The sequence below is a fragment of the Streptomyces noursei genome, from assembly GCF_001646665.1.
Lineage (GTDB): Bacteria > Actinomycetota > Actinomycetes > Streptomycetales > Streptomycetaceae > Streptomyces > Streptomyces lavendulocolor.
This window is the reverse complement of record NZ_LWBU01000364.1, coordinates 1-26,399: the sequence shown is the minus strand read 5'-3', so window position 1 is coordinate 26,399 and position 26,399 is coordinate 1. Positions and strand designations below refer to the sequence as shown.

The window sequence follows — 26,399 nt, the reverse complement described above, 5'->3', positions numbered from 1 at the left end:
GCCCATGGCCGACCCGGCAGTCACGGCGTCAACGTATCGATGACGTGCCGCGTGGTGCAACGGAGATTTCCGGCCACGCGTCGACCGGAACGGTGTCCCTCACCGACCGGGTGCCCGTCGGGGCGATGCGCCCGTACGCGGCCCTAGAACGGCGTCCGTGCCGACTCCATGAGGCGGACCGTGTCGTCGGCGGGGAGGTGCAGGGCGGTGCCGACGGTGGTGAGGACGTCCCGCTCGGCGTCGGTGTACGCGCCGTCGGCGAGGGCGATGCGGGCGCCCTGGAGCAGGATCGACTCGCGGCCCGCGGGTGCGAGGTGCGGGGCGAGCGGCTCCAGCGCCTCGTGGAGCTCGATGGCGAGGGCGGCGCCGCAGGGGGTGGAGGGGCCGGCGTCGGCGAGGAAGCGGCCGGTGTCGGCCTCCAGGGCCTCGATCAGCGCGGTGAGGCTGTCGGCGGTGCAGTCCTCGTACCCGGCGGCGCGGACGGCGGACACGGCGGTGCGGAGCACCGGGCGGGAGGAGACGCCGCCGGCGGCGAGGACGGCGAGGGCGACGGTGTGCACGGCGTCGCGGAGCATCGCGGAGAAGCGGGCGGTGGTGGGGTGGTCCAGGACCTCGGTGCCGAAGTGCCCGTGGCAGGCGGCACATTCGACGACGGGCCCGGCCAGGCCGCGGGGCAGCAGGGGCACGCCGAGGAGGGCGAGGCGGCGACGGCCGGTGCGGCGGCGGTAGTTGCGGTCCCCGCCGCATCCCGGGCAGAAGAACTGGCCGTCGCCGACGGTGTTCCACGAGGTGGAAATGGAGCAGATGCGCACTTTTCGCTCGCGTGATCCTCGTGCTGGCAGCACGTCGCACCTCCGAAACGCCTCGGCCACCTTGCCGCGTTGGCGTGATGTTAGCCACATCGGTGATGCCGCGTCAGCACCTCGGCGTGAGAACGCCACGGACATGGCTGAACCCCGCCCTCCGGAAATCCGCCGGGGATCGTCCGGGAAGGGCGGGGTTCGTGGCGCCGGGGTCAGCGCGCGGCGCGGTTCACCGCGGAGACGACGGCCTTCAGCGAGGCGCGGGTGGTGTTGGCGTCGATGCCGATGCCCCACAGGACCTTGCCGTCGATGGCGCACTCGATGTACGAGGCGGCCTGCGCGGACGCGCCCTCGCTCATCGTGTGCTCCTGGTAGTCCAGCAGCCGGACGTCGATGCCGATGGCCTGGAGCGCGGCGAAGAACGCCGAGATCGGGCCGTTGCCGACACCGGTCAGGACCGTCTCGGCGCCGTCGACGACCGCCTCGACGGTCAGCGTGTCCGTGCCGTCCTTGTCGGTCGTGGTCTGGCCGGAACGCAGCTGGATGCGGCCCCACGGGTTGTCGGGGTTGGGCAGGTACTCGTCCTGGAAGACGGACCAGATGTCCTTGGGCGTGACCTCGCCGCCCTCGGCGTCGGTCTTCGCCTGGATGATCTTCGAGAACTCGATCTGCATCCGGCGCGGCAGGTCCAGCTTGTGGTCGTTCTTCAGGACGTACGCGATGCCGCCCTTGCCGGACTGCGAGTTGACGCGGATGACCGCCTCGTAGGACCGGCCGACGTCCTTGGGGTCGATCGGCAGGTACGGCACGGCCCACTCGATGTCGTCGACCGTCTTGCCGGCGGCCGCGGCGGCGGCCTCCATGGCGTCGAAGCCCTTCTTGATGGCGTCCTGGTGGGAGCCGGAGAAGGCGGTGTAGACCAGGTCGCCCGCGTACGGGTGGCGCGGGTGGACCTCCATCTGGTTGCAGTACTCGGAGGTGCGGCGGATCTCGTCGATCTGGGAGAAGTCGATCTGCGGGTCGACGCCCTGCGAGAACAGGTTCATGCCCAGGGTGACCAGGTCCACGTTGCCGGTGCGCTCGCCCTGGCCGAACAGGCAGCCTTCGATGCGGTCGGCGCCGGCCATGATCGCCAGCTCGGCCGCCGCCACCGCCGTACCGCGGTCGTTGTGGGGGTGGACGGACAGGCAGACGTGCTCGCGGCGGGACAGGTTGCGCGACATCCACTCGAACCGGTCCGCGTGGGTGGAGGGCGTCGAGCGCTCCACGGTGGCGGGCAGGTTCAGGATGATCTCGCGGCCGTCCTCGGGCTGCCAGACGTCCATGACGCCCTCGCAGACCTCCAGGGCGAAGTCCAGCTCGGTGTCGGTGAAGATCTCCGGGCTGTACTGGTAGCCGAAGACCGTCTCGTCGCCCAGGATCTTGTCGGCGTACTCCATCACCAGGCGGGTGCCGTCGACGGCGATCTGCTTGACCTGCTCCCGGGAGCCGCGGAACACCACCCGGCGGAAGACCGGCGCGGTCGCGTTGTACAGGTGCACGGTGGCGCGGTGGGCGCCGCGCAGCGACTCGACGGTGCGCTCGATCAGCTCCTCGCGCGCCTGGGTCAGGACGGAGATCGTCACGTCCTCGGGTACGGCGCCCTCTTCGATGATGGAGCGGACGAAGTTGAAGTCGGTCTCGCCGGAGGACGGGAAGCCGACCTCGATCTCCTTGTAGCCCATGCGCACCAGCAGGTCGAACATCTCGCGCTTGCGCGCGGGGCTCATGGGGTCGATCAGTGCCTGGTTGCCGTCGCGCAGGTCGGTGGAGAGCCAGCGCGGCGCCTTGGTGATGCGCTTCTCCGGCCAGGTGCGGTCGGGGATGTCGACGGCCTCGTACCGGCCGTACTTGTGGACCGGCATCCCGGACGGCTTCTGGGTGTGGGTGGCGTTGGTGACCGGCGTGGGGCGGCCGACGGGCTGGGACATTGCGTAGGGCTCCTCGGTTGTCCTTCACAGGGACGGCCGACTGGGTCGAAGCAGCACCAGACTCCGCGGGGAGGGGGTCGGCCTACGACTACAGGCCCTCGCCGCGGCAGCTAAGAAGAAGCAGCCCGAAACGCATGATGCGGAGAAGCCTAGCCGAGCGGCACCGTGAGCGGCGGTGCTGTTTCAGTATGCGGGATTCGGTACGCCAACCGTCGAAGAGTGAGGTATCACTCTTTTTCGGTAATCGCCGTCGCAGCCAGTGACAGCCGCGTGACGCACTGCCACATTGCGGAGCATGACTGGCACCGCTCCCCCGTACTGCACGATCGTCCCACCGCACCTCCTCGACCACCTGTCCCGTGCCGCGGACCCCGTCATCGCCGCCGCGGCCCGCCGCACCCTGGTCACCGACGCCGCCAACCGCACCGCCCGCCGCCTGACCACGGTCGCCGGCGCCGCCCCTGTCGCCCGGGACGCGGGCGCGGCCGCCGACAGGCCCCGCCGTACCGTCTACGACGCCGGCCACCGCACCGCCCTGCCGGGCCGCAAGGTGCGCGCGGAGGGGGCGGATCCGACCGGCGACGCGACCGTCAACCGCGCGTACGCCGGTCTCGGCGCCACCTTCGAACTGTTCCGCGACGCGTACGGCCGGAACTCGATCGACGGGTCGGGGCTGCCGCTGGACGCGACCGTCCACTACGACCGGGAATACAACAACGCCTTCTGGAACGGCGACCGGATGGTCTTCGGCGACGGCGACGGCAGGGTCTTCCTGGACTTCACGATCGCGGTCGACGTCATCGGCCACGAGCTGGCCCACGGGGTCACGCAGTACACCGCGAACCTGGCGTACTTCGGCCAGCCCGGAGCGCTCAACGAGTCGATGTCGGACGTCTTCGGCTCGCTGGTCAAGCAGAAGGCGCTGGGCCAGACCGCCGAGCAGGCCGACTGGCTGATCGGCGCCGGGCTGCTGGCGCCGGAGGTGCAGGGCGTGGCGCTGCGCTCGATGAAGGCCCCGGGAACGGCGTACGACGACGACGTCCTCGGCAAGGACCCGCAGCCCGCGACGATGGCGGACTACGTGCACACGGGCGCCGACAACGGCGGCGTGCACATCAACTCCGGCATCCCGAACCACGCCTTCTACCTGTTCGCCAAGGAGCTGGGCGGCAACGCCTGGGAGCGGGCCGGGCGGGTCTGGTACGACGTGCTGACCGGTGGCCGGCTGGCGGTGGACGCGGAGTTCGCCGACTTCTCCCGGCTGACGGTGGCCGCGGCCCGTGAGCGGTTCGGCGCGGGCGGCCCGGAGGCCGACGCGGTGGTGAAGGCCTGGTCGACGGTGGGCCTGCCGACGGAGTAGACAGGGCCCATGCGTATTCGGGTCATCCGTACGGGCGGGTTCGCGGGCATCGAGCGGCGGGCCGAGGTGGACACCTCGGGGCTGCCCGACGCCCGCGACTGGCACGCCCTGGCCGAGGCGGCACTGAAGGACGGGCACGGACGGCGGCCGGAGGGCGTGCCGGACGGGTTCGGCTACGAGATCACGGTCGACGGCCGGACGGTCCACTGCGCCGACCCCGGGCTGACCGACGAGCAGCGGGAGCTGGTCGCCCGGGTGCTCCGGGAAGGGGCGTAGCCGCCGTCCGACGGGCGCCGCGGCCCCGGTGGGACCGGCAGGGGCCCTAGAAGCCGAGCTTGCGCAGCTGCTTGGGGTCGCGCTGCCAGTCCTTGGCTACCTTCACGTGCAGGTCGAGGAAGACCGGCGTACCGAGCAGCGCCTCGATGTGCTTGCGCGACTTGGTGCCGACCTCCTTCAGGCGCTGCCCCTTGGGGCCGATGATGATGCCCTTCTGGCTGGGGCGCTCGATGTAGACGTTGGCGTGGATGTCGAGCAGCGGCTTGTCCGCCGGGCGGTTCTCGCGCGGGATCATCTCCTCGACGACCACCGCGATCGAGTGCGGCAGCTCGTCCCGTACGCCTTCGAGCGCGGCCTCGCGGATCAGCTCGGCGACCATGACCTGCTCCGGCTCGTCCGTGAGGTCGCCCTCCGGGTAGAGCGGGGGGCTCTCGGGGAGCAGCGGGATCAGCAGGTCGGCCACGAGCCGGACCTGCTTGTCGCCGACCGCCGAGACCGGGATGATCTCCTGCCACTCCATGCCCAGCTCCCTGCCGAGCTGGTCGATGGCGATGAGCTGCTCGGCGAGGGTCTTGGAGTCCACCAGGTCGGTCTTGGTGACGATCGCGACCTTCGGGGTCTTCTTGATCTCCGCCAGTTCCTTGGCGATGAACCGGTCGCCGGGGCCGAGCTTCTCGTCGGCGGGCAGGCAGAAGCCGATCACGTCGACCTCGGCCCAGGTGGTGCGGACGACGTCGTTGAGCCGCTCGCCGAGCAGGGTGCGCGGCTTGTGCAGACCCGGGGTGTCGACCAGGATCAGCTGCGCCTCCGGGCGGTGCACGATGCCGCGCACGGTGTGCCGGGTGGTCTGCGGCCGGTTGGAGGTGATCGCCACCTTCTGACCGACCAGAGCGTTCGTGAGGGTGGACTTGCCCGCGTTGGGGCGGCCGACGAAGCAGGCGAAGCCGGCCCGGTGGGCGGCTTCGGTTTCAGGGTTACGAGCGCTCATGTCGGCCATTCTCCCCGATGCGGGCCCCCTGACCTACCGCAGGCTCCTTCGCGGGCCCCCGGTTCCGCCGCCGCGCCACCAAGGCGGCGAGCGCCGAGGCGACGTAGAGGACCACCACGACGCCCACCACCAGGTCCAGCCAGTCGACCCGGTCGCCCCGTACGAGCGCGGCGGCGGCGGGGACGCCGACGGCGAGCCCCGTCGCGACCATCAGCACGCCGGCGGCCACCCGCACCCGCCGCGCCGCGTCCGGCCGGGCCGCCTGCATGAGGTCGGCCGCCCCCCACAGCACCAGCAGCAGCGGGAAGGCGTGGTAGGGCCGCGGGTGGCCCCCGACGAACCAGTCGACGACGTTGATGACGACACCGACCGCGCCGACGCCCAGCACGAGCCGGGCGTGGGTCGCCCCGCGGGCCGCCCCCGTGGAACCCATCAGCCGGCGCTCACGGTGGCGCGCAGCTCACCGTCGGGGCCTGCCAGGAGAACGGGGGTGTCCGGACCGCCCAGGTCGCGGACTGCGGCGCGGTCCTCGTCCGGGAGGGCTTCGGCGCCGGTGACGACGGCCGCGGCCTCCAGCGACTTCGCGCCGCTGGCCACGGCCATCGCCACCGCGGTGCGGAGGGCGCTGAGCTTCAGCGACTCCAGCGCGACGGTCCCGGCGACGTAGGTGCGTCCCGTCTCGTCCCGTACCGCCGCGCCCTCGGGCACGCCGTTGCGGGCGCGGGCGCTGCGCGCCAGAGTGATGATCTTGCGGTCCTCGGGGCCGAGGTCGGTCGTCTGAGTCATGCCCCGAGGATAAGTCCGCGATCAGGGTCAGCCCTGGGCGGCCTTGACGAACTTCTCGCCCGCGCGCTTGGCGAGGTCGTCCAGGTCCTTGGCGGCGGCGGGGGTGCCGGGGATGTAGACCAGGCGGGAGACGCCCGTGCCCTGGCGGGCGACGACGACGTGGAGGGCGAACTCCATCGCACCGCCGAGGTCCATGCTGACGCGCACGCCGTGGGACTCCTCGCCGGCCTTGGGGGCGGTGAGCTTCTCCACCTTGAGCTCGGCCGGCACGCCCTCCATGGTGACCTTGAAGCCGGTGCACTTGTCCAGGGCGGCGCCGATGGGCGACACGAAGTCGGCGGCACCCGTGCCCGGGAAGGTCATGATCTGGTGCGAGAGCTGGTTCGCGCCGTTGCCGCCGGCGAAGTCCTCGTTGGCACCGATGGTGGCGCCGGCGACCTTGTTCTGGAGCAGCGTCGCGATCGGCTGGCACTCGGGCTTGTCCGCCTTGTAGGCGCTGTCGTCGGCGGGGTTCTTGCTGGCGGTCCAGCCCTTGGGCAGGTCGGCCACCGTCAGGGCGCCGGCCTTCATCTGCTCCGCCGTCAGCGGCGTCGCGGCCGGCTTGTCGGCCGGCGCGGCGGCGTCCTTGTCCTTGCCCTTGGCCGCGCTGTCGCCGCCCTTGTCGGACGAACCACCGCACGCGGCGGTGAAGGTGAGCGCGGAAACGGTGAGCGCGACGGCCACGCCGCGACGAATGCGAGTACGCATGAGGGTGTGTTCTCCCCTTGAAGTGATGTGCATGGGGAGCTGTGGTTCCCCCCTCCCCGCCGTGATCGGCCGCGCCGAGGATATACACAGGGAGATCACAGGACGGGCACGGAAGTGTCCTCGCCCTGTCCTCGGTACGCCGTTCCCCGCCGCCCCTCCGGGCTCGTCAGCCACTCCAGCTTGGCCGCCGTGTCCGCCTCCGGGAGCGGGGTGTGCAGCACGATCATCAGGTCCGGCCGTGCGGGGACGCGCAGTTGGGTGGACTCCACGTGGAGCGTGCCGACCACCGGGTGCTCCAGTTCCTTGTGCACCAGGCCGGCCGGGGCGATGTCACGGCGCTCCCACAGTTCGGCGAACTCCGCGCTGGCGGCCTTCGCCTCCGCGACCACCGCGCGGAAGCCCTCGTCCTCCGGGCACTCCGAGCACGCCGCCCGGAACTGGGCGACGAGTTGGGGGGCGTTGCGCGCCCAGCTCTTGGAACGGGACCGGTAGAGCGGGTCGGTGAAGAAGGCGATGAGCCCGTTGGTCGGCATGCCGGGGCGCATGCCGAGCACCGCCGACGCCGAGTCGTTGTACATGACCGTGTTGGAGTACCGGTCCATGATGTGCGCGGGGTACGGCATCCACGCGTCGATCAGCCGGCGCAGCCCGGCGCACATGTCCCGCTGCTCCGGATCCACCTCGGGGGGCGGCGGGTTGAGGCCGGCCAGCACGTAGAGGTGGCGCCGCTCGGCGGGGCTCAGCCGGAGCACCCGGGCCACCGAGTCGAGCACGTGCGGGGACACGGTGATGTCGCGGCCCTGTTCCAGCCACTGGTACCAGGACACGCCGACGCCCGCGAGGACGGCGACCTCCTCCCGGCGCAGGCCGGGCGTACGGCGCCGGGCTCCGCCGGGGAGACCCGCCTCGGCGGGGCTGACGCGGGCGCGGCGGCTCATCAGGAACGCGCGCAGCTCGGCGAGCCGGTGGACCTTGTGACTCGTGCTGTCGGTCGCTGTCACCCGGTCGTCTCCCCCCTGCCTGGTGGTGCGGCCAACAGGATAAGCGGCCGCTCCCCGCCGCCGCCCGGGGCGGCGGAGGGTCGGGGCATGACGATCGACACTCCCCCGCGGGGCCGTGCCGCGGCGCCCGCTCCCGAGCGGCTGTCCCGCCGCGCCAAGGTGGTCCTTTTCGTGCTGTGCGCCGCCCAGTTCATGGTGGCGCTCGACTTCTCCGTACTGAACGTGGCGCTGCCCGTGCTGGGCAGGGACCTGGGGCTCGGCCCGTCCGCGCTCCAGTGGGCGGTCACCGCGTTCGCGCTGCCGTCGGGCGGGTTCCTGCTGCTGTTCGGGCGGATCGCCGACCTGTACGGGCGGCGCAGGCTGTTCCTGACCGGCCTGGTGGTGTTCGGTGCCGCGTCGCTGCTGGCGACGTGCGCGTGGAACCCGGCGTCGTTCCTGACGGGACGGGCGCTCCAGGGGCTGGGAGCGGCGATGATCGTCCCGACCGGGATGTCGCTGCTGACGACGACGTTCCCGGAGGGGCCGTTGCGCGACCGGGCACTGGGCATCAGCGGCACGCTGATGTCGCTGGGCTTCACCGTCGGCATGGTGCTGGGCGGTGTCATGACCGACACGCTGGGCTGGCGCTCGACGATGGGGCTGCTGGCCGTGTTCACGCTCGTCGTGCTGCCGCCGGCGCTGGCGCCGGGCGTGCTGTCCGAGTCCCGTACGCCGGACCGGCCGCGCCTCGACGTCCCGGGTGCCGTCACCGTCACCGGCGGCCTGCTGGCGCTGATCCACGCCCTGTCGACGGCGGCCGAGCACGGTTTCGGCGGCGCGGGCGTCCGGGTGAGCCTGGTCGCCGGGGTGGTGCTGCTCGTGGCGTTCGTGGTGGTGGAGTCGCGGCACGACGCCCCGCTGGTGTCTCTGCCGATGCTGCGGCGGCGGACGGTGGCCTTCGGCAACCTGGGCGGGCTGGTCACCTTCTCGATGATGAGCGTCGTGGTCTTCGTGCTGACCCTGTACCTCCAGGAGACCCTGGGGCTGTCGGCCTTCATGACGGGGCTGGTCTTCGGTGTGCAGGGCGCGCTGTCGGTGCTCGCCGGGTCGCTGGCGCCGAAGGTCATCGGCCGGTTCGGTGCCCGCCGGACGCTGGTCGGCTCGCTGCTGGGCCAGGGGGCCTTCGTGGCCCTGCTGCTGGGCGTCGGCGAGGAGTCGGGGGCGCTGCTGGCGACCGTCGGCGTCTCGCTGGCGAGCGTGTTCCACCTGGGCGCGATCATCTCGTACGGGCTGACGGTGACGTCCGGTGTGCCGGACGAGGATCAGGGGCTCGCGACCGGGCTGGTGACGACCACGCAGCAGGTCGCCCTCACGGTCGGCATCCCGCTGCTGGGGGTTCTGGCCACGACGGGCCGGGACCTCTTCGACGGCGTCCGCACGGTCCTGGCGGCCGACGCGGTCATCGTCCTCGCCTCCGCGCTGCTGGTGGCGCTCGGCCTGTCCGGCAGGGCCCGCCGGCCGTGACGCCGCCCCCGGCCGGGCCCGTCACGGGGGTGCGGGCCCGGCGAACCGCCACGGGACCGCTGCGGGCATCTGCCGGGGGCGGTGGCCACCGGGTCGCCCCGGGCGGTAGGGACACGGCGCCTAGGGGCGGTCCAGGCGCAGCCGGGTGGCCTTCGGCAGGCCGGCGACGACCAGGTCGTAGGAGTCCTCGACCAGTTCGCGGACCAGGCGGTCGGGGAGCTCCGAGACGGTGACCGTGTTCCAGTGGCGCTTGTTCATGTGCCAGCCGGGGACGATCGCCGGGTGCTGGGCCCGCAGCCGGAGCGCGATCTCGGGGTCGCATTTGAGGTTGACGGTGAGCGGCCGGGCGTCCAGGGCGGACAGGGCGAACATCTTGCCCGCGACCTTGAAGACGGACGTCTCCGGGCCGAACGGGAAGTCCTCCACCGCGTCGTTGAACCCGAGGCAGAACGCCCGGAGCCGGTCGGGGGTCATGCCACCGGCTCCGCGACCACGGTGACGATCTTGTTGCGGCGGCCGGCCGGGGACTCGGCCGTCAGGCGCAGGGCCCGCCCGTCCGGCAGGTCGACGACCGCCGACGCGCCGGCGATGGGGACCCTGCCGAGGGCCTTGGCGAGCAGCCCGCCGACCGTCTCGACATCCTCGTCGTCGTACTCGTCGAGGCCGAACAGCTCGCCCAGGTCGCCGATGTCGAGCCGTGCGGTGACCCGGAAACGGCCCTCGCCCAGCTCCTCCACCGGCGGCAGCTCCCGGTCGTACTCGTCGGTGATCTCGCCGACGATCTCCTCCAGGATGTCCTCGATGGTGACGATGCCGGCGGTGCCGCCGTACTCGTCGATGACGACGGCGCAGTGGTTGCGGTCCTGCTGCATCTCCCGCAGCAGGTCGCCGGCGTTCTTCGTGTCGGGGACGAAGGCCGCCGCCCGCATGGCCGTGGACACGAGGTCGGACTCGGAGTCGCGGTTGATGTGGGTCTTGCGGACGAGGTCCTTCAGATAGACGATCCCGACGACGTCGTCCTCGTTCTCCCCGGTCACCGGGATGCGGGAGAAACCGGAGCGCAGCGCCAGCGTGAGGGCCTGCCGGATGGTCTTGTACCGCTCGATGGAGACGAGGTCGGTGCGCGGGACCATCACCTCGCGCACGAGCGTGTCGCCCAGCTCGAAGACGGAGTGGACCATGCGCCGCTCGTCGTCCTCGATGAGGGACTCCTGCTCGGCCAGGTCGACCATGGCGCGCAGCTCGGCCTCGGAGGCGAAGGGGCCCTTGCGGAAGCCCTTGCCGGGGGTGAGCGCGTTGCCGATGAGGATCAGCAGCTGCGGCACCGGGCCCATGACGCGGGCCAGCGGCAGCAGGACGTACGCGGCGGCGGTCGCCGTGTTCAGCGGGTGCTGGCGGCCGATGGTGCGGGGCGACACGCCGACGGCGACGTACGACACGAGGACCATCACGCCCACCGCGACCAGCAGGGCCGACCACGTCTCGTCGAACTCGTTCAGGCAGACGTACGTGACCATGACGCCGGCCGCCATCTCGCAGGCCACCCGGACCAGCAGCGCCAGGTTGAGGTAGCGGGTGGGGTCGGAGGCGACCTGGACGAGCTTGTCGGCGCCGCGCCGGCCGACCCGGACCGCCTCGGCGGCGCGGAAGCTGGTGACGCGCGCGAGGCCCGCCTCCGCGCACGCCGCCAGCCAGGCGACCACGACCAGCGCGACCGCGCCGAGGATCAGCTGTGCGGTCATGAGACGGTCGGCGCCGGGGAGGGACCCGTCAGGCCCTTCTCCGCCCGCCAGCCGTCGATGATCGCCGCCTGGAGGCCGAACATCTCGGCCTTCTCGTCGGGCTCCTCGTGGTCGTACCCGAGCAGGTGCAGCACCCCGTGGACGGTGAGGAGCTGGAGCTCCTCGTCCATGGAGTGCTGCGTCGGGGCGTCCTGGCCCTGCTTGGCCGCGACCTCCGGGCAGAGCACGATGTCACCGAGGAGGCCCTGCGGGGGCTCCTCGTCGTCCTTGCTCGGCGGGCGCAGCTCGTCCATCGGGAAGGACATGACGTCCGTGGGGCCCGGCAGGTCCATCCACTGGATGTGGAGCTGCTCCATCGCTTCCTCGTCCACCACGATCACCGAGAGCTCGGAGAGGGGGTGGATGCGCATCCGCGTGAGCGCGTACCGGGCGACGTCGAGGATCGCCTGCTCGTCGACCTCGGTGCCGGACTCGTTGTTGACGTCGATCGACATGGTGCTCGTGCGCTCTACTTCCCGTTTTGGTTGTCGTACTTCTCGTACGCGTCGACGATACGGCCGACGAGCTTGTGCCGTACGACGTCCTGCGACGTGAGCATCGAGAAGTGGACGTCCTCGACGCCGTCCAGGATGTCCCTGACCTGGCGCAGGCCGCTCTTGGTGCCGCCGGGCAGGTCGACCTGGGTGACGTCACCGGTGATGACGATCTTGGAGTCGAAGCCGAGCCGGGTGAGGAACATCTTCATCTGCTCGGGGTTCGTGTTCTGCGCCTCGTCGAGGATGATGAACGCGTCGTTGAGCGTCCGGCCGCGCATGTACGCCAGCGGCGCGACCTCGATCGTGCCCGCCGCCATCAGGCGCGGGATCGAGTCGGGGTCGAGCATGTCGTGCAGCGCGTCGTACAGCGGCCGAAGGTACGGGTCGATCTTCTCGTAGAGCGTGCCGGGCAGGAAGCCGAGCCGCTCGCCCGCCTCGACGGCCGGCCGGGTCAGGATGATCCGGGTGACCTGCTTGGACTGCAGGGCCTGGACCGCCTTGGCCATGGCCAGGTACGTCTTGCCGGTGCCGGCGGGGCCGATGCCGAACACGACCGTGTGCTTGTCGATGGCGTCGACGTACCGCTTCTGGTTGAGCGTCTTGGGACGGATGGTGCGGCCGCGGCTGGAGAGGATGTTCTGGGTGAGCACCTCGGCGGGGCTCTCCTGCCCCGGCTCGGCCGTGCCGTTCTCGCTCGCCCTGAGCATGGCGATCGAGCGTTCCACTGCGTCCTCCGTCATCGGCTGCCCGGTGCGGAGCACCAGCATCATCTCGTCGAACAGGCGCTGGATCAGGGCGACTTCCCCCGCCGGTCCGACCGCACTGACCTCATTGCCCCGGACATGGATGTCGGCGGCCGGGAACGCCTCTTCGATCACGCGCAGCAGAGCGTCACCCGAGCCGAGGACCGTCACCATCGGATGCTTGGCGGGGACGGTGAAGTGGGCTCGCGCCTGCTGGTTCTGGGCTGTGGGTGTCTGCGTCATGGGCCGGCTCTCAGGCCTGCACATACCTCCCGCTGCAGGGTTCTCGCTGCTCGACAACCTCTGGACATCCAGCGTACGTCGTGGCACCGACAACCCCGAAGGCTTTTCTCCGCACCGGCCCGCCGGGCACGCGACCGGAACCCCTTACGCCGAACGGCCGAAGCCGATCGTGGGCACGGCCCGCCGCAGCGGCCAGGGCCTGACGGGGGCGGGCAGCAGCGACTCCAGGAAGGCGTACCGCCGCAGGGCCTCCGGGTCCTGGCCCGCGCAGCCCTGCACGTGGTTCCACCAGGCGGCGACCTCGGACCACCCCGGCGCGGACAGCGACCCGCCGAACTCCTGCACCGACAGGGCGGCGGTCAGCCCGGCGAACGCGAGCCGGTCGGCGAGGGGCCATCCGGCGAGGGTGCCGGTGACGAACCCGGCGACGAAGACGTCCCCGGCGCCGGTCGGGTCGAGGGCGGTGACCTCGATGGCCGGAACCTCGGCGGTCTCGCCGGTCGATCCGTCGACGGCGTAGGCGCCCTCGGAGCCCAGGGTGACGACGGCGAGCGGCACCTTGTCGGCGAGCGCGCGGGCCGCCGCGCGGGGGCAGGAGGTGCGGGTGTAGCGCATCGCCTCCCCGGCGTTGGGCAGGAACGCCTCGCAGTGCTCCAGGTCCGGCAGGGCGGCCAGGTCCCAGCGCCCGGTGTCGTCCCAGCCGACGTCGGCGAAGATCCGGGTGGAGCGGCGGGCCGCGTCGGCGACCCACTCCTGGGTGCGGCCGGGCGCCAGGGAGGCGACGGCGGCACGCGCGCGTGGCGGTGCGGCGGGCAGCGAGCCGTCCGGTGGCGGGGCCTCGTGGCCGTGCGACACCATCGTGCGCTCGCCCTCGTAGGCCATGGACACGGTCACCGGCGAGTGCCAGCCGGGCACCGTGCGCGACCGGGCCAGGTCGATGCCCTCGCCCTGCTCCAGGGCGTCCCAGCAGTACTCGCCGTAGTGGTCGTCGCCGAAGGCGGCCGCCAGGGAGGTGCGCAGCCCCAGCCGGGCCAGGGCGGTGGCCATGTTGGCGACGCCGCCGGGGCTGGAGCCCATGCCGCGCGCCCAGGTCTCGGTGCCGCGCACGGGGGCGCTGTCCAGGCCGGTGAAGATGATGTCGAGGAAGACGGTACCGGTGAGGAAGACGTCGCACTCCGGGTCCGCGGGGGTGCGCAGCGCGTCCAAGGGGTCGACGCCGGCCGTGTGTTGCCGCTGCTGGTGGTCTCCTCGGGATGTGGTCACGGCGGGCTCCCCGGTCGCGGTACGGATCAGGACAGTGTGCCCGATTCTCGCCCTCCACGACGGACGCAGACCCCGCGGAAACGTGTGTCACTACCCGGCTCGACGAGCCGCAAACCGCTTGTGACCCGGATCACACCCGGTCGCCTTCTCGTGCGGCCGGGCGGCTTGATACAAATTGGCCCGCGTTCCCGTGCACGTTCCCGTACGACACCGGGCGCTCCACCCCTCCCCCCTCTCCCTGTTCGGGAACGCCCATGCCCTCGCGCCCGCGCGCCCCGTGGCCGCTCGTCGCCCTCTTCACGGCCGGTTACCTGGCCGCCTACCTGCTCCCGACCGTCGTCGGCCGCCTCTCCGCCGGGCTCGGACTGACCCCGGCGCAGGCCGGGCTCGTCGGCTCCGGCCTGCTCCTCGGTTCCGCCGCCGCCGGCTTCACGCTCGCGTCGCGCGTGGACCGGTACGGCCCGCGCCGACTGGCCCGCACGGGCCTGCTGCTGGCCCTCACGGGCTACGGCTGCGCCGCCCTCGTCTCCGCCGTACCGCTCGTCGTCACCGGCGCGGTCGTCGGCGGCTTCGGCTCCGGTACGGCGACGGCGGTCGCCGCGGCCGGGATCGCGGGGCGGCGCGACCCGCACCGCGCCTCCACCCTGGGCCTGCTGTCGGTGTCCGCCACGGCCGGCGCCCTGTACCTGACGCTGCCGCACCTGGGCGGCGGGCACGCGCTGCCGTTCGCGTCGCTCGCGCTGGTCGCGGCGGCCGTGTGGCCGGCCACGGGCCGGCTGGGAGACGGCCACGACACGGGCACCGCCCCGGAGGCGGGGACGCCGCTGCCCCGGCCGCGGGCGGGCCTGGTGCTGGCGGGCGCGATGGTGTGCTGGTCGATGGCGCAGAACGCCCTGTGGGGCGTCAGCGGGCGCATCGGGGTCACCCAGGCGGGCCTGAGCGAGGTGACGGTCGGCGCGGTGTTCGCGGCCGCGCTCGGGGCCGGGCTGCTGGGCGTCACGGCGGCCGGCGCGCTGGGCTCCCGGCTCGGCCGGGCGGTGCCGATCGGCGGCGGCACGGTGGTGATCGCGGGGTGCATCGGCCTCAGCTCCGCCGCCGAGGGCCTGGCGTCCTTCGCGGCCGGCGAGATCCTGTGGAACGCCTGCTACCCGGTCGTCCTGTCGTACCTGATCGGCCTGGCCGCCTCCCTGGACCCGCGCGGCCGCTGGGCGGTCCTCGCCGGCTCGGCGTCCTCCCTGGGCGTGGCGTGCGGCCCCGTCGCCGGCAGCGTGCTGTCGGAACGGGCCGGCTACCCCGGCATGGGCCTGGTGCTGGGCGGCCTGCTCCTGCTGCTCGCCGTCCCGCTGACCGCGGTGGCCCTGCACACCTCGGGCCGTCCGCTGGTGCCGGGCGCGGTCCGCCGCCGGGGCGGTGCCCCCGCCGCGGTCGTCGCGGGCACCACCGGCGCGGCGACCGGTCTCGCGGCGCCGCAGATGGGAGCGCCGGAGCAGCCGGTCACCGAGTTCCCCGTCCGTTCCGTCGTCCCGCTCCTGGTCCGCCGCCGCGCCTTCCGGCAGGCCGGCCCGTCCGGCCCGCAAGGGTGACGGGCGCGGGGCGCCCCCGGACGCGTACGCCCTAGTCGAACTCGTACGCGTCCACCTCGGCGAGGTACCGCGCCCGGCGGTCCTCGTCGTGGTCGAGGAACGACGCCAGGAACGAGTTGCGGGCCAGCTCCCGCAGCTGCTCCTGCCCGATGTCCAGCGCCTCGTGCACGGCGTGGAAGGTGTCGCCGACGTACCCGCCGAAGTAGGCGGGGTCGTCGGAGTTCACCGTCACCAGCAGCCCCGCCGCCATCATCGACGGCAGCGGGTGGTCCTCCAGCACGCCGACGGCGCGCAGCCGCACGTTGGACAGCGGGCAGAGGGTCAGCGGCACCCGCTCCCGCACCAGCCGCTCCACCAGCTCCGGGTCCTCCATGGCGCGCAGCCCGTGGTCGATCCGCTCGACGCCGAGGACGTCCAGGGCCTCGCGGACGTACGCGGGCGGGCCCTCCTCGCCCGCGTGCGCGACCTTCCGCAGACCGAGCGCGCCGGCCGCCTCGTACACCTCGGCGAACTTCGACGGCGGGTGGTCCACCTCCGCCGAGTCCAGGCCCACGCCCACGATGCGGTCCAGGTACGGCTCCGCCTCCCGCAGCGTCTCCATCGCCGACTCGGCCGACCGGTCGCGCAGGAAGCACATGATCAGCTGCGTGGAGACGCCGTGCCGCTCCTCGCTGCGGTCCAGGGCGCGGCCCAGCCCCTCGACGACCGTGCCGAACGGCACACCGCGCTCGGTGTGCGCCTGCGGGTCGAAGAAGATCTCGGCGTGCCGGACGCCCTGCCGGGCGGCCCGGGCGAGGTAGGCGTCGGCCAGTTCGGTGAAGTCGTCGGCGGTGCGCAGGACGGCCATCAGCCCGTAGTACAGGTCCAGGAAGGACTGGAGGTCGCTGAAGAGGTAGGCCTCGCGCAGTTCCTCGGTGCCGGCGTACGGCAGGTCGACACCGTTGCGCGCGGCGAGCGCGAAGGCGAGTTCGGGTTCGAGGGTGCCCTCGATGTGGAGGTGCAGTTCCGCTTTGGGGAGTGCTTCGGGGAGGTGCATGGCGCGTTGAGCCTTACTGGCGTTTGGGGAGGGGGACGCGGGCGAGGTCGTGGGCGACGGTCAGTTCACCGTCGAAGCCCGCCGCCCGCGCCTGCTGTGCGAAGAGGCCGGGGTCGCTGTAGCGCTGCGAGAAGTGGGTGAGCACGAGGTGGCGCACGCCCGCCTCGCGGGCGACCGCGGCCGCCTGGCCGGCCGTCAGGTGGCCGTGGTCCTCGGCGAGCACGGCGTCCTCGTCGAGGAACGTCGACTCGATGACCAGCATGTCGCAGCCCTCGGCCAGCACGTGGACACCGTCGCACAGCCGGGTGTCCATCACGAAGGCGAACCGCTGGCCGCGCCGCACCTCGCTGACGTCCTCCAGCCGCACCCCGCCCAGGGCGCCCTCGCGCTGGATGCGGCCCACGTCGGGGCCCTTGATGCCGTGCGCGGCGAGCCTCCCGGGCAGCATCCGCACCCCGTCGGGCTCGGTGAGCCGGTAGCCGAACGACTCGACCGGGTGGGAGAGGCGGCGGGCCTCCAGGGTGTACGCGGGGGTCGCGGCGAGCACGCCGTCGGCGGCGACCGGCGCCTCGGTGAGCTTCACCGTCTCGCGGTAGGCGGTCGCGTACCGCAAGCGGTCGAAGAAGCGCTGCCCGCTCGCCGGGTAGTGCGCGGTGACGGGGTGCGGCACCTGGTCCAGGTTGATGCGCTGGATCACCCCGGCGAGGCCCAGCGAGTGGTCGCCGTGGAAGTGGGTGACGCAGATGCGGTCGATGTCGTGCGCGGCGACCCCGGCGCGCAGCATCTGGCGCTGGGTGCCCTCGCCCGGGTCGAAGAGGACGCCCTCGCCGTCCCAGCGCAGGAGGTAGCCGTTGTGGTTGCGGTGTCGGGTGGGCACCTGGCTGGCGGTGCCCAGCACGACGAACTCTCGTACGGACATGGTCCCGTGACTATCCGGGGGGCCAGTTCAGGCCGCGGCCGCCCAGCACGTGGGCGTGCGCGTGCCAGACGGTCTGCCCGGCGCCGGATCCGGTGTTGAGGACGACGCGGTAGCCGCTGCCGTCGACCTTCTCGTCCGCGGCGACCTGCCCGGCCTCCCGCAGCACGTCCGCGGCGATCTCCGGCGCCCCGGCGGCGAGGGACGCGGCGTCGGGGTAGTGCGCCTTGGGGATGACCAGGACGTGCGTGGGCGCCTGCGGGTTGATGTCGCGGAAGGCGACGGTCGTCTCCGACTCGCGCACGATGGTGGCCGGGACCTCCCCCGCCACGATCTTGCAGAACAGGCAGTCGCTCTGCGCCTCTCCGGCCATGTCCTGGTCCTTTCTGTCACCGTCTGCGTACGGAGGCACTCTATCGGCGGCCGGGCGCGCGTCTCTTGAGGGCGGACCTGCTGACCCAGTAGGTGATGACCACGGCCCAGAACAGCGGGCCGCCGAGACCGGCGACGACGCCCGCGCCGGCCGTGGGCAGCGCCAGGACGGCCGCCGACTCCAGACCCAGCAGCGCCACGGCGCCGGCCATCCACAGCACCGGCGGGCAGCCGCGGGATATCAGCAGCAGCGGGCGCCTCAGCCGCGGCGGGACGCGCCGCAGCATCCACAGGGCCCAGCCGCCCCACAGCGCCAGGAACACGGCGACGCCGACGGCCTCGGCCACCACCGCGCCCGTCCCGGTGCCGCCCGTGCGCAGCTGCGCCGAGCCGACGCTCGCGGCCAGGAACCCGGCGAGCGCCACCCAGCGCGCACCGGCGGCGGTGCCCCACGCCATGGTCTCCAGGTTGAACCGCGCCTCGCGGTCGTCCAGGTCGAGCGCGGCCGAGTCGACGAACCCCTCGGCGGCTCTGGTCCACGCGCCGCGCCGGCGGAAGCGGCGGCGCAGGTGCAGCAGGGACAGGTTGTTGTGGGCCTCGCTGCTCGCGGGGTTGAGGCGCAGCGCGTTCTCGTAGGCCCTCTCGGCGGTGGCATGGTCGCCGAGGTGGTACGCGGCCAGGCCGAGGAGGAAGTGGGTGGCGTCCTCCTCGGGGCCCAGCTCGACCGAGCGGAGGGCGAGCGCGTACGCCTCGTGGCGCCGTGCCGGGTTCTCCGAGCGCATCAGGATGGTGCCGAGGACGTGGTACCCGGTCCAGTGGTTCGGTACGAGGGCGAGGCCGCGCCGCGCGGAGTCCTCGGCCGCCGCCCACTGGGGCCCGCCGGCCGGGCCGTGGGCCAGCAGATCGGCGCGCAGGAACCAGGCGGACGGCAGCTGGGGGTCGGCGCGCAGCGCCTCGTCGGCCAGCCGCAGCGCCTCCGTCCGGTCGCCGAGGTGGCGGCGGCAGCGGGCCAGCAGGCCGAGCGCCCGGGCGTCGTCCGGGTGGTGCGCGAGGTGCTGCGCGGTGAGGGCCGCGGCCTGGTCGTAGCGCTCCAGGTCGTACAGCGCCTCGGCCCGGTCCAGGGACCGCGGCTGCGGGGTGGTCACAGTTTGCGCTTCCTCTTCAGGTACGCGAGGAGGTCGTCGTACATGCCGCCGTCGTTGGCGAACGTCGCCACGTTGCGGGCGGCGGAGAACCAGGGGTCGGTGGACGGCCGGATCTGCCCGGCCGCGCCCAGCAGGTCCTTCATGTTGATCATGCGTACGGTGCCGGTGCGGGCCGAGTCGAGCAGGGCGGCCTCGGCGGCTGTCTCGCAGACGTGGGCGAGGTCGGCGCCGGAGAAGTCCTCGGTCGCCTTGACGAGCTTGCCCAGGTCGACCGCCTCGATGGGGCGGTCGCGCAGGTGGTAGCGGAGGATCGCGTCGCGCGCGGCGGCGTCCGGGGGGAGCACCAGCAGCGTGCGGTCGAGGCGGCCGGGGCGGCGCAGCGCGATGTCCACGTCCCAGGGGACGTTGGTGGCGGCGAGGACGAACACGCCGTCGTTGCTGTCGGCGGCGATGCCGTCCAGCTCGGTCAGCAGCTGGTTGACGACGTTGCGCAGCCCGCTGTGGTGGCTGCGGCTGCGCTTGGCGCCGAGTGCGTCCAGCTCGTCGAGGAAGACGACGCACGGCGCCTGGGCGCGGGCGGTCTCGAAGATGTCGTGGACGTTCTTCTCGGAGGCGCCGATGTACATGTCGAGGATGTCGCTCAGCGAGATCGACAGGAAGCCCGCGCCCAGCTCGCCGGCGACCGCGCGGGCGATGAACGTCTTGCCGCAGCCGGGCGGCCCGTAGAGCAGGAGGCCGCCGCGCAGGCTCTTGCCGTACAGCTTGCGCAGTTCGGGGTTGCGCATCGGCGCCAGGAACGCGGCCTCCAGGCGGTCCTTGACCTCCTGCATCCCGCCGACGTCCGCGAGCCGTACGGCGCCGGGCGCGTCGACGTCCCAGGCGTCCGCGTCGCCCGGGTCGTCGCCGAGACCGTCGGCGGTGAGGGGCGCCTCGGTGCCGTCGACGAACCGGGGCGGCACGATGTCGCCGACCTCCTGCTCGGCGGCGGCCCAGTCGAAGTCCGTCCGGGTCCGCGGGTCCTGGGCGGGCGGCGGCGGGCCGGGGAGCCCCGGGTCGCCGGAGGCCGGGGCCGGGGGTGCGGCGGGCGCCGGGGGCGCCGGCGGCAGGCCCATGGCGCGGCCCATCAGCGCGCGGGCGTCCGCGTCACCGGGCGCGTGCTGGAGGGCGACGGCCGCCTCGGTGACGGCTTCGTCGTTGCGCCCCGCCTGGAGGAGGAGTTCGGCGAGGTGCAGCCGCAGGGGGACGTCGTCGGGTGCGGCGGCGACGGCGGCGCGCAGGCTGCGGATGAGGGGAGACTCGTCGGACATGCCGCAACCTTACGGATCCGGTACGACAACCGGTTCGCTGCCCCCGCCACTTGGGCGCCGGACGGTGCCCTGCACCGCGGCGGCCGGCGAGGAACGCGGCACGCGTGCGTGGCGGGCGGGGGCGGCGGGCGGCTGGGTGGCGGGCGACGGGTGGCGGGCGCTTGTGCGGCTTCCGGTCAGGACCAGCGGCCGGTGCGCCCCAGCAGCAGGGCGGTGGCGGCCGTCCCGGCGGTGGAGGTGCGCAGCACGCTGCGGCCGAGCCGGCAGGGCGTGGCGCCCGCCTCGGCGAAGGCCGCCAACTCGTCGGGCGACACGCCGCCTTCGGGGCCCACGACGAGCACGATCTCGCCGGTGGCGGGCAGTTCGGCGGTGGCCAGCGGTGCGGCGCCCTCCTCGTGGAGGACGGCGGCGAAGTCGGCGGCGGCGAGCAGCTGGGCGACCTGCTTGGTCGTCGCCGCGTCCGCGACGTCGGGGAAACGCAGCCGGCGCGACTGCTTGCCCGCCTCCCGCGCGGTGGCCCGCCACTTGGCCAGCGCCTTCAGGCCGCGGTCGCCCTTCCACTGGGTGATGCAGCGGGACGCCGCCCACGGCACGATCGCGTCGACGCCCGTCTCGGTCATGGTCTCCACCGCCAGCTCGCCCCGGTCGCCCTTGGGGAGGGCCTGGACGACGGTGATGCGGGGGGCGGGCGCGGGTTCGGTACGGACCTCGGAGACGGCCACCTCCAGGCGGTCCTTGCCCTCGACGGCCGCGACCGTGCCGTACGCGCCGGTGCCGGCGCCGTCCGTCAGGACGATCTCCTCGCCGACACGCAGCCGCCGGACCGACACCGCGTGCCGCCCCTCGGGCCCGTCCAGGGTGATGGTCCCGCCGGCGGCGTCAGCGACGCGGTCGACCAGGAAGACGGGGGCGGTCATGAGGCCACGCCCCGCAGCGCGAGGGACGCCGCCGAGGCGTCCAGCTCGGCGGCCAGGACCTCCACCAGCCGGGCGGCGGGCAGCTCGCGCGCCATCCGGTGGCCCTGCCCCGCCCACAGCGCCATGCCCTGCGGGTCGCCCGCCGCGGCGGCGGCCTTGCGCAGCCCGCTCGTCAGGTGGTGCACCTCGGGGTAGGCGGCCGGGGCGTACGGGCCGTGCTCGTGCATGAACCGGTTGACCAGCCCCCGGGCCGGGCGCCCGGAGAACGCCCGGGTCAGCTCGGTGCGGGTGAACAGCGGGTCGGTCATGGCCCGCTTGTGCAGGGCGTGCGCGCCGGACTCGGGGCACACCAGGAACGCGGTGCCGAGCTGGGCGGCCCAGGCGCCCGCCGCGAGGACCGCGGCGATCTGGCTGCCGCGCATCAGGCCGCCCGCGGCGACGATCGGCAGCGGTACGGCCTCCCTCACCAGCGCGACCAGCGACAGCAGGCCCGTACCGGACCCGCCGCTCTCCGGGTCGTCGCGGTGGGTGCCCTGGTGGCCGCCCGCCTCGACGCCCTGGACGCACACGGCGTCGGCGCCCGCGCGCTGCGCGGCCTCGGCCTCCTCGGGCGACGTGACCGTCACGACGGTGACCGTCCCGGCGCGCGCGAACGCGGCGACCGTCTCGGGGGTGGGGCACCCGAACGTGAAGGACACCACCGGCACCGGCTCGTCCAGCAGGATGGCCAGCTTGGCGTCGTACCCGTCGTCGCGCCCGGCGTCGGGGTCGCCGAGGGGCGTGTCGTACCAGGTGGCCTCACCGGCGAGTTGGTGCCGGTACACGTCGACGGCCGCGGGGTCCGCGTGGCCGGGCTGCGGCATGAACAGATTGACGCCGAAGGGCCGCGAGGTCAGCCCGCGGACCTGCTTGATCTCCTGGTACATGCCGTCGGCGGTCTTGTACCCGGCGGCCAGGAAGCCCAGCCCGCCGGCGTCGGACACGGCCGCGGCGAGCTGCGGACAGGAGGCGCCGCCCGCCATGGGGGCCTGCACGATCGGGTACCGGCAGAGATCGGTCAGTGCGGAGGACATGCACGCATGGTGTCACGCCCCCGCCCCGGGACCGCACGGGGCCGCCCGGCGGACCCGGGTGCCCGCGGGCCGCCGGGGACCGCACCGGAATCGCTGCCTCCGCGCGGGCCGGGTCACCGGCGCCCGTGGCCGCCCCGCAGGGGGCACCGGGCGCCGGACCACCGGTCAGCGACCGTTGAACGCGTCCTTCAGGCGGGAGAACAGCCCCTGCTGCCCCGGCTGGAACTGGCCGGTCGGCCGCTCCTCGCCCCGCAGCTTCGCCAGCTCCCGCAGCAGCCGCTCCTGCTCCGGGTCCAGCTTCGACGGCGTCTGGACCTCGACGTGCACGATGAGGTCACCGCGTCCGCCGCCCCGCAGGTGGGTGACGCCGCGGCCGTGCAGCGGGATCGACTGGCCCGACTGCGTGCCCGGCCGGACGTCGACCTCCTCCAGCCCGTCCAGCGTCTCCAGCGGGCACTTGGTGCCCAGCGCGGCCGCCGTCATCGGGATGGTCACCGTGCAGTGCAGGTCGTCGCCGCGCCGCTGGAACACCGCGTGCGGCAGCTCGTGGATCTCCACGTACAGGTCGCCGGCCGGGCCGCCGCCGGGACCGACCTCGCCCTCGCCGGCCAGCTGGATGCGGGTGCCGTTGTCGACACCGGCCGGGATCTTCACCGTGAGCGTGCGGCGGGACCGGACCCGGCCGTCGCCCGCGCACTCGGGGCACGGGGTCGGCACGACCGTGCCGAAGCCCTGGCACTGCGGGCAGGGGCGGGAGGTCATGACCTGGCCCAGGAAGGACCGGGTGACCTGGGAGACCTCACCGCGGCCGCGGCACATGTCGCACGTCTGGGCCGACGTACCGGGCGCGGCGCCCTCACCGGAGCAGGTGGTGCAGACGACGGCCGTGTCGACCTGGATGTCCTTGGTGGTGCCGAAGGCCGCCTCGTTGAGGTCGATCTCCAGGCGGATCATCGCGTCCTGGCCGCGCCGGGTGCGCGACCGGGGCCCGCGCTGGGACGCCGTACCGAAGAAGGCGTCCATGATGTCGGAGAAGTTGCCGAAGCCGCCCGCACCGAAGCCGCCCGCGCCCGCGCCGCCGCCGGAGGCGGACAGCGGGTCGCCGCCGAGGTCGTAGACCTGCTTCTTCTGCGGGTCCGACAGCACCTCGTAGGCGGCGTTGATCTCCTTGAACCGCTCCTGCGTCTTCGGATCGGGATTGACGTCCGGGTGCAGCTCGCGGGCGAGCCTGCGGAACGCCTTCTTGATCTCGTCCTGGGAGGCGTCGCGGCGTACGCCGAGTACGGCGTAGTAGTCCGTGGCCACTTACGACTCCGCCAGGATCTGTCCGACGTAACGTGCCACTGCGCGTACCGCTCCCATCGTTCCGGGGTAGTCCATGCGGGTCGGTCCGACCACGCCGAGTTTGGCGACTGCCTCGTCGCCCGAACCGTAGCCGACCGCGACGACGGACGTGGAGTTGAGGCCCTCGTGGGCGTTCTCGTGCCCGATACGTACGGTCATGGCCGAGTCCTTGGCCTCGCCGAGCAGCTTGAGGAGCACCACCTGCTCCTCCAGCGCTTCCAGCACCGGCCGGATCGTCAGGGGGAAGTCGTGCCCGAAGCGGGTGAGATTGGCGGTGCCGCCGATCATCAGCCGCTCCTCGGTCTCCTCCACCAGCGTCTCCAGCAGGGTGGCCAGCACCGTGGAGACGGTCCCCCGGTCCTCCGCCTCGAAGGACTCGGGGAGGTCCTGCACCAGCTGGGGCACGTCCGTGAAGCGGCGCCCCACGACACGGCTGTTCAGCCGGGCCCGCAGGTCCGCCACGGACGTCTCGCCGAACGGCGCGGGGCAGTCGACCATGCGCTGCTCCACCCGGCCCGTGTCGGTGATCAGGACCAGCATCAGCCGCGCCGGGGCCAGCGACAGCAGTTCCACGTGCCGCACGGTGGAGCGCGTCAGGGACGGGTACTGCACCACCGCGACCTGCCGGGTCAGCTGCGCGAGCAGCCGCACCGTGCGCCCGACGACGTCGTCGAGGTCGACCGCGCCGTCCAGGAAGTTCTGGATGGCGCGCCGCTCCGGCGACGACAGCGGCTTGACGCCGGCGAGCCGGTCGACGAAGAGGCGGTAGCCCTTGTCCGTGGGGATGCGGCCGGCGCTGGTGTGGGGCTGGGCGATGAAGCCCTCCTCCTCCAGCACCGCCATGTCGTTGCGCACGGTGGCGGGCGAGACGCCGAGGTTGTGGCGCTCCGTGAGCGCCTTGGAGCCGACCGGCTCCTCGGTGCCCACGTAGTCCTGGACGATGGCGCGCAACACCTCGAGTCTGCGTTCGCTGAGCATCGCGCGCACCTCCAGCTGGCTGTGGTTCCTTCTGCTTCGCTGGCACTCGCCCTGCCCGAGTGCCAACCTTCCCCCGGCAAGTGTACGGCGCCGGGGTACGCCCCTAGCAAGGGCGGCCGACCACGCTACCGCGCGACGAGCCTGGTGGATGCCGATAGCGTCGCGGTATGGACGTCGCTTGGGAAGACTTCGGATGGGAGCGTCTCGCCGACGGCGTGGGCCGCAGGAGGCTGCCCGTGTGGGACGCGACCACGGCTCTGGTGGTCGGCGAGGACCGCGCCCTCCTGTACGACACGGGCGCGACGCTCCGTGAGGGCGCCGCGATCCGGGCGCAGGCGCAGGCGCTGATGGGCGGCCGGAGAGTGACACATATCGCACTGAGCCATCCCCACTTCGACCACGTGCTCGGCACGGCGGCGTTCTCCGGCACCGAGGTGTACGGCGCGGTCGGCGTGGACACCGTGCTCACCGGCGGCCGGGACGCGCTGCGGGGCGACGCCGTGCGGCACGGGGTGGCGGAGGCGGACGCCGTGGAGGCGACGGACGTCCTGGTGGTCCCGCACCACCTGGTGTGCGGCGAGTGGACGCTGGAGCTGGGCGGGCGGCAGGTGCTGCTGGCCAACGTGGGGCCGGGGCACAGCGGACACGACCTGGCGGTGCTGGTGCCGGGCTCCCGGGAGGTCGTCCTGTGCGGGGACCTGGTGGAGGAGTCGGGCGACCCCCAGGCCGGGTCCGACGCCGTCCCGTCACAGTGGCCGGCCGCGCTGGACCGGCTGCTGGAACTGGGCGGCGAGGACGCGCTGTACGTCCCCGGGCACGGGGCCGTCGTCGGCGCCGGCTTCGTACGCGCCCAACGCGATGAGCTGGCCCGCCGGTTCGGCGTGTCGTAGCGTCTGGCGGATGCGCGCTTACGACCCTGACCTGACGCCCTCCTGGAAGCGTTCGGCCCCGGTGCCGGAGGTACCCGCCGACCCGGACCTGGTCGTCGAGGAGGTGAGCACCGGCTTCTGCGGGGCGGTGATCGGCTGCGAGGCGGGCACGGTGACCCTGGAGGACCGGTTCGGCAAGCACCGGGTGTTCCCGCTGGAGCCGCGCGGCTTCCTGCTGGAGGGGCGCCCGGTGACGCTGGTGCGTCCGCCGGCCGGTCCGGCCCGCCCGTCGCGGACCGCGTCGGGCTCGATCGCCGTGCCCGGCGCACGCGCGCGTGTCGCCCGCGCGGGACGCATGTACGTGGAGGGCCGCCACGACGCGGAGCTGGTCGAGCGGGTGTGGGGCGACGACCTGCGCATCGAGGGCGTCGTCGTCGAGTACCTGGAGGGCGTCGACGACCTCCCCGCCGTCGTGCGGGACTTCGGACCCGGTCCGGACGCCCGCCTCGGGGTGCTCGTCGACCACCTGGTGCCGGGCTCCAAGGAGTCCCGCATCGCGGCGTCCGTCACCGACGAGCACACCCTGGTCGTGGGGCACCCGTACATCGACATCTGGGAGGCCGTGAAGCCCGCGTCGGTGGGCATCCCGGCGTGGCCGTCGGTCCCGCGCGGCCAGGACTGGAAGACGGGCGTGTGCCGGGCCCTGGGGTGGCCGGAGAACACGGGCGCCGCCTGGCAGCACATCCTGTCCCGGGTACGCAGCTACAAGGACCTGGAGCCGGAGCTGCTGGGGCGGGTGGAGGAGCTGATCGACTTCGTGACGGCGCCCTAGGTCGTGTCCGCAAAGTCTCGCCTGGCCCGCGGCGCCCTGCACGCACGCTCGCGGCGTTGTCGTCGG

27 protein-coding genes are annotated in these 26,399 nt (G+C 73.2%); 6 read left to right on the top strand and 21 right to left on the bottom strand.

Features of this window, described 5'->3' with window-relative positions:
* Positions 1–143: 143 nt before the first annotated feature.
* A complete protein-coding gene (locus A4V12_RS26405; RefSeq protein ID WP_064071937.1) occupies positions 144–845 on the bottom strand; it encodes a TerB family tellurite resistance protein in 702 nt (233 codons plus the stop codon).
* 170 nt (positions 846–1,015) lie between these two features.
* Positions 1,016–2,773, bottom strand: a complete 1,758-nt coding sequence (gene leuA, locus A4V12_RS26400) for a 2-isopropylmalate synthase (RefSeq protein WP_064071936.1) — start codon at positions 2,771–2,773, stop codon at positions 1,016–1,018.
* A gap of 295 nt (positions 2,774–3,068) precedes the next feature.
* On the opposite strand from leuA, the gene A4V12_RS26395 reads away from it, so the two are divergent.
* Positions 3,069–4,133 (top strand): M4 family metallopeptidase, encoded by a 1,065-nt coding sequence (locus A4V12_RS26395; RefSeq protein WP_064071935.1) that lies wholly within the window; start codon positions 3,069–3,071, stop codon positions 4,131–4,133.
* A 9-nt stretch (positions 4,134–4,142) separates the two neighbouring features.
* Positions 4,143–4,409 (top strand): protealysin inhibitor emfourin, encoded by a 267-nt coding sequence (locus A4V12_RS26390; protein ID WP_064071934.1) that lies wholly within the window; start codon positions 4,143–4,145, stop codon positions 4,407–4,409.
* Positions 4,410–4,455: 46 nt separating this feature from the next.
* Here the strand turns inward: A4V12_RS26390 and era are convergent, their stop codons facing one another.
* From era to A4V12_RS26370, 5 genes are all read right to left on the bottom strand, one after another.
* On the bottom strand, positions 4,456–5,406 hold the full coding sequence (gene era, locus A4V12_RS26385) for a GTPase Era (protein WP_064071933.1): 951 nt from the start codon (positions 5,404–5,406) through the stop codon (positions 4,456–4,458).
* Positions 5,384–5,830, bottom strand: coding sequence for a hypothetical protein (locus A4V12_RS37715; RefSeq protein ID WP_079137359.1), 447 nt, complete (start codon positions 5,828–5,830; stop codon positions 5,384–5,386). Before A4V12_RS37715 ends, era begins: the two co-directional genes overlap by 23 nt.
* On the bottom strand, positions 5,830–6,183 hold the full coding sequence (locus A4V12_RS26380; protein WP_064071932.1) for a hypothetical protein: 354 nt from the start codon (positions 6,181–6,183) through the stop codon (positions 5,830–5,832). Before A4V12_RS26380 ends, A4V12_RS37715 begins: the two co-directional genes overlap by 1 nt.
* 27 nt (positions 6,184–6,210) lie before the next feature.
* Positions 6,211–6,930, bottom strand: a complete 720-nt coding sequence (locus tag A4V12_RS26375) for a hypothetical protein (RefSeq protein ID WP_064071931.1) — start codon at positions 6,928–6,930, stop codon at positions 6,211–6,213.
* 95 nt (positions 6,931–7,025) lie between these two features.
* Positions 7,026–7,868: a helix-turn-helix transcriptional regulator gene (locus A4V12_RS26370; RefSeq protein ID WP_079137364.1), complete on the bottom strand. Its 843-nt coding sequence runs from the start codon at positions 7,866–7,868 to the stop codon at positions 7,026–7,028.
* 150 nt (positions 7,869–8,018) lie between these two features.
* Here A4V12_RS26370 and A4V12_RS26365 point away from each other — a divergent pair, with 150 nt between their 5' ends.
* Positions 8,019–9,434 carry an MFS transporter gene (locus A4V12_RS26365; protein ID WP_064071929.1) on the top strand — a complete coding sequence of 472 codons (1,416 nt, stop codon included), beginning with the start codon at positions 8,019–8,021 and terminating at the stop codon, positions 9,432–9,434.
* A 120-nt stretch (positions 9,435–9,554) separates the two neighbouring features.
* On the opposite strand, the gene A4V12_RS26360 is transcribed toward A4V12_RS26365, so the two are convergent.
* From A4V12_RS26360 to A4V12_RS26340, 5 genes are all read right to left on the bottom strand, one after another.
* Complete coding sequence (locus A4V12_RS26360) at positions 9,555–9,908, bottom strand: MmcQ/YjbR family DNA-binding protein (RefSeq protein ID WP_064071928.1); 354 nt, start codon at positions 9,906–9,908, stop codon at positions 9,555–9,557.
* Positions 9,905–11,176, bottom strand: coding sequence for a hemolysin family protein (locus A4V12_RS26355; RefSeq protein WP_064071927.1), 1,272 nt, complete (start codon positions 11,174–11,176; stop codon positions 9,905–9,907). Before A4V12_RS26355 ends, A4V12_RS26360 begins: the two co-directional genes overlap by 4 nt.
* Positions 11,173–11,670: an rRNA maturation RNase YbeY gene (ybeY, locus tag A4V12_RS26350; RefSeq protein ID WP_064071926.1), complete on the bottom strand. Its 498-nt coding sequence runs from the start codon at positions 11,668–11,670 to the stop codon at positions 11,173–11,175. The genes A4V12_RS26355 and ybeY overlap by 4 nt, the downstream gene beginning before the upstream one ends.
* 14 nt (positions 11,671–11,684) lie before the next feature.
* Positions 11,685–12,698 carry a PhoH family protein gene (locus tag A4V12_RS26345; protein WP_064071925.1) on the bottom strand — a complete coding sequence of 338 codons (1,014 nt, stop codon included), beginning with the start codon at positions 12,696–12,698 and terminating at the stop codon, positions 11,685–11,687.
* A gap of 144 nt (positions 12,699–12,842) precedes the next feature.
* The gene (locus tag A4V12_RS26340) at positions 12,843–13,961 is read right to left on the bottom strand and encodes a carbohydrate kinase family protein (protein WP_064071924.1); all 1,119 of its coding nucleotides are present in this window, start codon (positions 13,959–13,961) and stop codon (positions 12,843–12,845) included.
* 254 nt (positions 13,962–14,215) lie between these two features.
* Between A4V12_RS26340 and A4V12_RS26335 the strand changes: the two genes are divergently transcribed.
* The gene (locus A4V12_RS26335) at positions 14,216–15,544 is read left to right on the top strand and encodes an MFS transporter (protein ID WP_064071923.1); all 1,329 of its coding nucleotides are present in this window, start codon (positions 14,216–14,218) and stop codon (positions 15,542–15,544) included.
* 31 nt (positions 15,545–15,575) lie between these two features.
* Here the strand turns inward: A4V12_RS26335 and A4V12_RS26330 are convergent, their stop codons facing one another.
* The 9 genes from A4V12_RS26330 to hrcA form a co-directional block, all read right to left on the bottom strand.
* Positions 15,576–16,580, bottom strand: coding sequence for an adenosine deaminase (locus A4V12_RS26330; protein WP_064071922.1), 1,005 nt, complete (start codon positions 16,578–16,580; stop codon positions 15,576–15,578).
* A gap of 13 nt (positions 16,581–16,593) precedes the next feature.
* Positions 16,594–17,499 carry a ribonuclease Z gene (locus A4V12_RS26325; protein ID WP_064071921.1) on the bottom strand — a complete coding sequence of 302 codons (906 nt, stop codon included), beginning with the start codon at positions 17,497–17,499 and terminating at the stop codon, positions 16,594–16,596.
* A 10-nt stretch (positions 17,500–17,509) separates the two neighbouring features.
* Positions 17,510–17,869: a histidine triad nucleotide-binding protein gene (locus A4V12_RS26320; protein WP_064071920.1), complete on the bottom strand. Its 360-nt coding sequence runs from the start codon at positions 17,867–17,869 to the stop codon at positions 17,510–17,512.
* 40 nt (positions 17,870–17,909) lie between these two features.
* Entirely contained in the window at positions 17,910–19,013 is a 1,104-nt protein-coding gene (locus tag A4V12_RS26315; protein WP_064071919.1) for a tetratricopeptide repeat protein, read from the bottom strand.
* Complete coding sequence (locus A4V12_RS26310) at positions 19,010–20,320, bottom strand: ATP-binding protein (RefSeq protein ID WP_064071918.1); 1,311 nt, start codon at positions 20,318–20,320, stop codon at positions 19,010–19,012. Before A4V12_RS26310 ends, A4V12_RS26315 begins: the two co-directional genes overlap by 4 nt.
* 176 nt (positions 20,321–20,496) lie before the next feature.
* The gene (locus A4V12_RS26305) at positions 20,497–21,237 is read right to left on the bottom strand and encodes a 16S rRNA (uracil(1498)-N(3))-methyltransferase (RefSeq protein ID WP_064071917.1); all 741 of its coding nucleotides are present in this window, start codon (positions 21,235–21,237) and stop codon (positions 20,497–20,499) included.
* The gene (locus A4V12_RS26300) at positions 21,234–22,310 is read right to left on the bottom strand and encodes a nitronate monooxygenase (RefSeq protein WP_064071916.1); all 1,077 of its coding nucleotides are present in this window, start codon (positions 22,308–22,310) and stop codon (positions 21,234–21,236) included. The genes A4V12_RS26305 and A4V12_RS26300 overlap by 4 nt, the downstream gene beginning before the upstream one ends.
* A gap of 165 nt (positions 22,311–22,475) precedes the next feature.
* Positions 22,476–23,615, bottom strand: coding sequence for a molecular chaperone DnaJ (dnaJ, locus tag A4V12_RS26295; RefSeq protein ID WP_064071915.1), 1,140 nt, complete (start codon positions 23,613–23,615; stop codon positions 22,476–22,478).
* Positions 23,616–24,632 carry a heat-inducible transcriptional repressor HrcA gene (gene hrcA, locus A4V12_RS26290; RefSeq protein ID WP_064071914.1) on the bottom strand — a complete coding sequence of 339 codons (1,017 nt, stop codon included), beginning with the start codon at positions 24,630–24,632 and terminating at the stop codon, positions 23,616–23,618.
* Positions 24,633–24,799: 167 nt separating this feature from the next.
* Between hrcA and A4V12_RS26285 the strand changes: the two genes are divergently transcribed.
* Together A4V12_RS26285 and A4V12_RS26280 are read left to right on the top strand one after the other, a co-directional pair.
* Positions 24,800–25,522: an MBL fold metallo-hydrolase gene (locus tag A4V12_RS26285; RefSeq protein ID WP_064071913.1), complete on the top strand. Its 723-nt coding sequence runs from the start codon at positions 24,800–24,802 to the stop codon at positions 25,520–25,522.
* 10 nt (positions 25,523–25,532) lie between these two features.
* Positions 25,533–26,333 carry a DUF3097 domain-containing protein gene (locus tag A4V12_RS26280; RefSeq protein ID WP_064071912.1) on the top strand — a complete coding sequence of 267 codons (801 nt, stop codon included), beginning with the start codon at positions 25,533–25,535 and terminating at the stop codon, positions 26,331–26,333.
* Positions 26,334–26,399 lie beyond the last annotated feature (66 nt).

Excerpts from the sequence above, each read along its gene's own strand:
- leuA (WP_064071936.1), bottom strand. The coding sequence starts at position 2,773 with ATGTCCCAGCCCGTCGGCCGCCCCACGCCGGTCACCAACGCCACCCAC.
- A4V12_RS26395 (WP_064071935.1), top strand. The coding sequence starts at position 3,069 with ATGACTGGCACCGCTCCCCCGTACTGCACGATCGTCCCACCGCACCTC.
- A4V12_RS26390 (WP_064071934.1), top strand. The coding sequence starts at position 4,143 with ATGCGTATTCGGGTCATCCGTACGGGCGGGTTCGCGGGCATCGAGCGG.
- era (WP_064071933.1), bottom strand. The coding sequence starts at position 5,406 with ATGGCCGACATGAGCGCTCGTAACCCTGAAACCGAAGCCGCCCACCGG.
- A4V12_RS37715 (WP_079137359.1), bottom strand. The coding sequence starts at position 5,830 with ATGGGTTCCACGGGGGCGGCCCGCGGGGCGACCCACGCCCGGCTCGTG.
- A4V12_RS26380 (WP_064071932.1), bottom strand. The coding sequence starts at position 6,183 with ATGACTCAGACGACCGACCTCGGCCCCGAGGACCGCAAGATCATCACT.
- A4V12_RS26375 (WP_064071931.1), bottom strand. The coding sequence starts at position 6,930 with ATGCGTACTCGCATTCGTCGCGGCGTGGCCGTCGCGCTCACCGTTTCC.
- A4V12_RS26370 (WP_079137364.1), bottom strand. The coding sequence starts at position 7,868 with ATGAGCCGCCGCGCCCGCGTCAGCCCCGCCGAGGCGGGTCTCCCCGGC.
- A4V12_RS26365 (WP_064071929.1), top strand. The coding sequence starts at position 8,019 with ATGACGATCGACACTCCCCCGCGGGGCCGTGCCGCGGCGCCCGCTCCC.
- A4V12_RS26360 (WP_064071928.1), bottom strand. The coding sequence starts at position 9,908 with ATGACCCCCGACCGGCTCCGGGCGTTCTGCCTCGGGTTCAACGACGCG.
- A4V12_RS26355 (WP_064071927.1), bottom strand. The coding sequence starts at position 11,176 with ATGACCGCACAGCTGATCCTCGGCGCGGTCGCGCTGGTCGTGGTCGCC.
- ybeY (WP_064071926.1), bottom strand. The coding sequence starts at position 11,670 with ATGTCGATCGACGTCAACAACGAGTCCGGCACCGAGGTCGACGAGCAG.
- A4V12_RS26345 (WP_064071925.1), bottom strand. The coding sequence starts at position 12,698 with ATGACGCAGACACCCACAGCCCAGAACCAGCAGGCGCGAGCCCACTTC.
- A4V12_RS26335 (WP_064071923.1), top strand. The coding sequence starts at position 14,216 with ATGCCCTCGCGCCCGCGCGCCCCGTGGCCGCTCGTCGCCCTCTTCACG.
- A4V12_RS26330 (WP_064071922.1), bottom strand. The coding sequence starts at position 16,580 with ATGCACCTCCCCGAAGCACTCCCCAAAGCGGAACTGCACCTCCACATC.
- A4V12_RS26325 (WP_064071921.1), bottom strand. The coding sequence starts at position 17,499 with ATGTCCGTACGAGAGTTCGTCGTGCTGGGCACCGCCAGCCAGGTGCCC.
- A4V12_RS26320 (WP_064071920.1), bottom strand. The coding sequence starts at position 17,869 with ATGGCCGGAGAGGCGCAGAGCGACTGCCTGTTCTGCAAGATCGTGGCG.
- A4V12_RS26310 (WP_064071918.1), bottom strand. The coding sequence starts at position 20,320 with ATGTCCGACGAGTCTCCCCTCATCCGCAGCCTGCGCGCCGCCGTCGCC.
- A4V12_RS26305 (WP_064071917.1), bottom strand. The coding sequence starts at position 21,237 with ATGACCGCCCCCGTCTTCCTGGTCGACCGCGTCGCTGACGCCGCCGGC.
- A4V12_RS26300 (WP_064071916.1), bottom strand. The coding sequence starts at position 22,310 with ATGTCCTCCGCACTGACCGATCTCTGCCGGTACCCGATCGTGCAGGCC.
- hrcA (WP_064071914.1), bottom strand. The coding sequence starts at position 24,632 with ATGCTCAGCGAACGCAGACTCGAGGTGTTGCGCGCCATCGTCCAGGAC.
- A4V12_RS26285 (WP_064071913.1), top strand. The coding sequence starts at position 24,800 with ATGGACGTCGCTTGGGAAGACTTCGGATGGGAGCGTCTCGCCGACGGC.
- A4V12_RS26280 (WP_064071912.1), top strand. The coding sequence starts at position 25,533 with ATGCGCGCTTACGACCCTGACCTGACGCCCTCCTGGAAGCGTTCGGCC.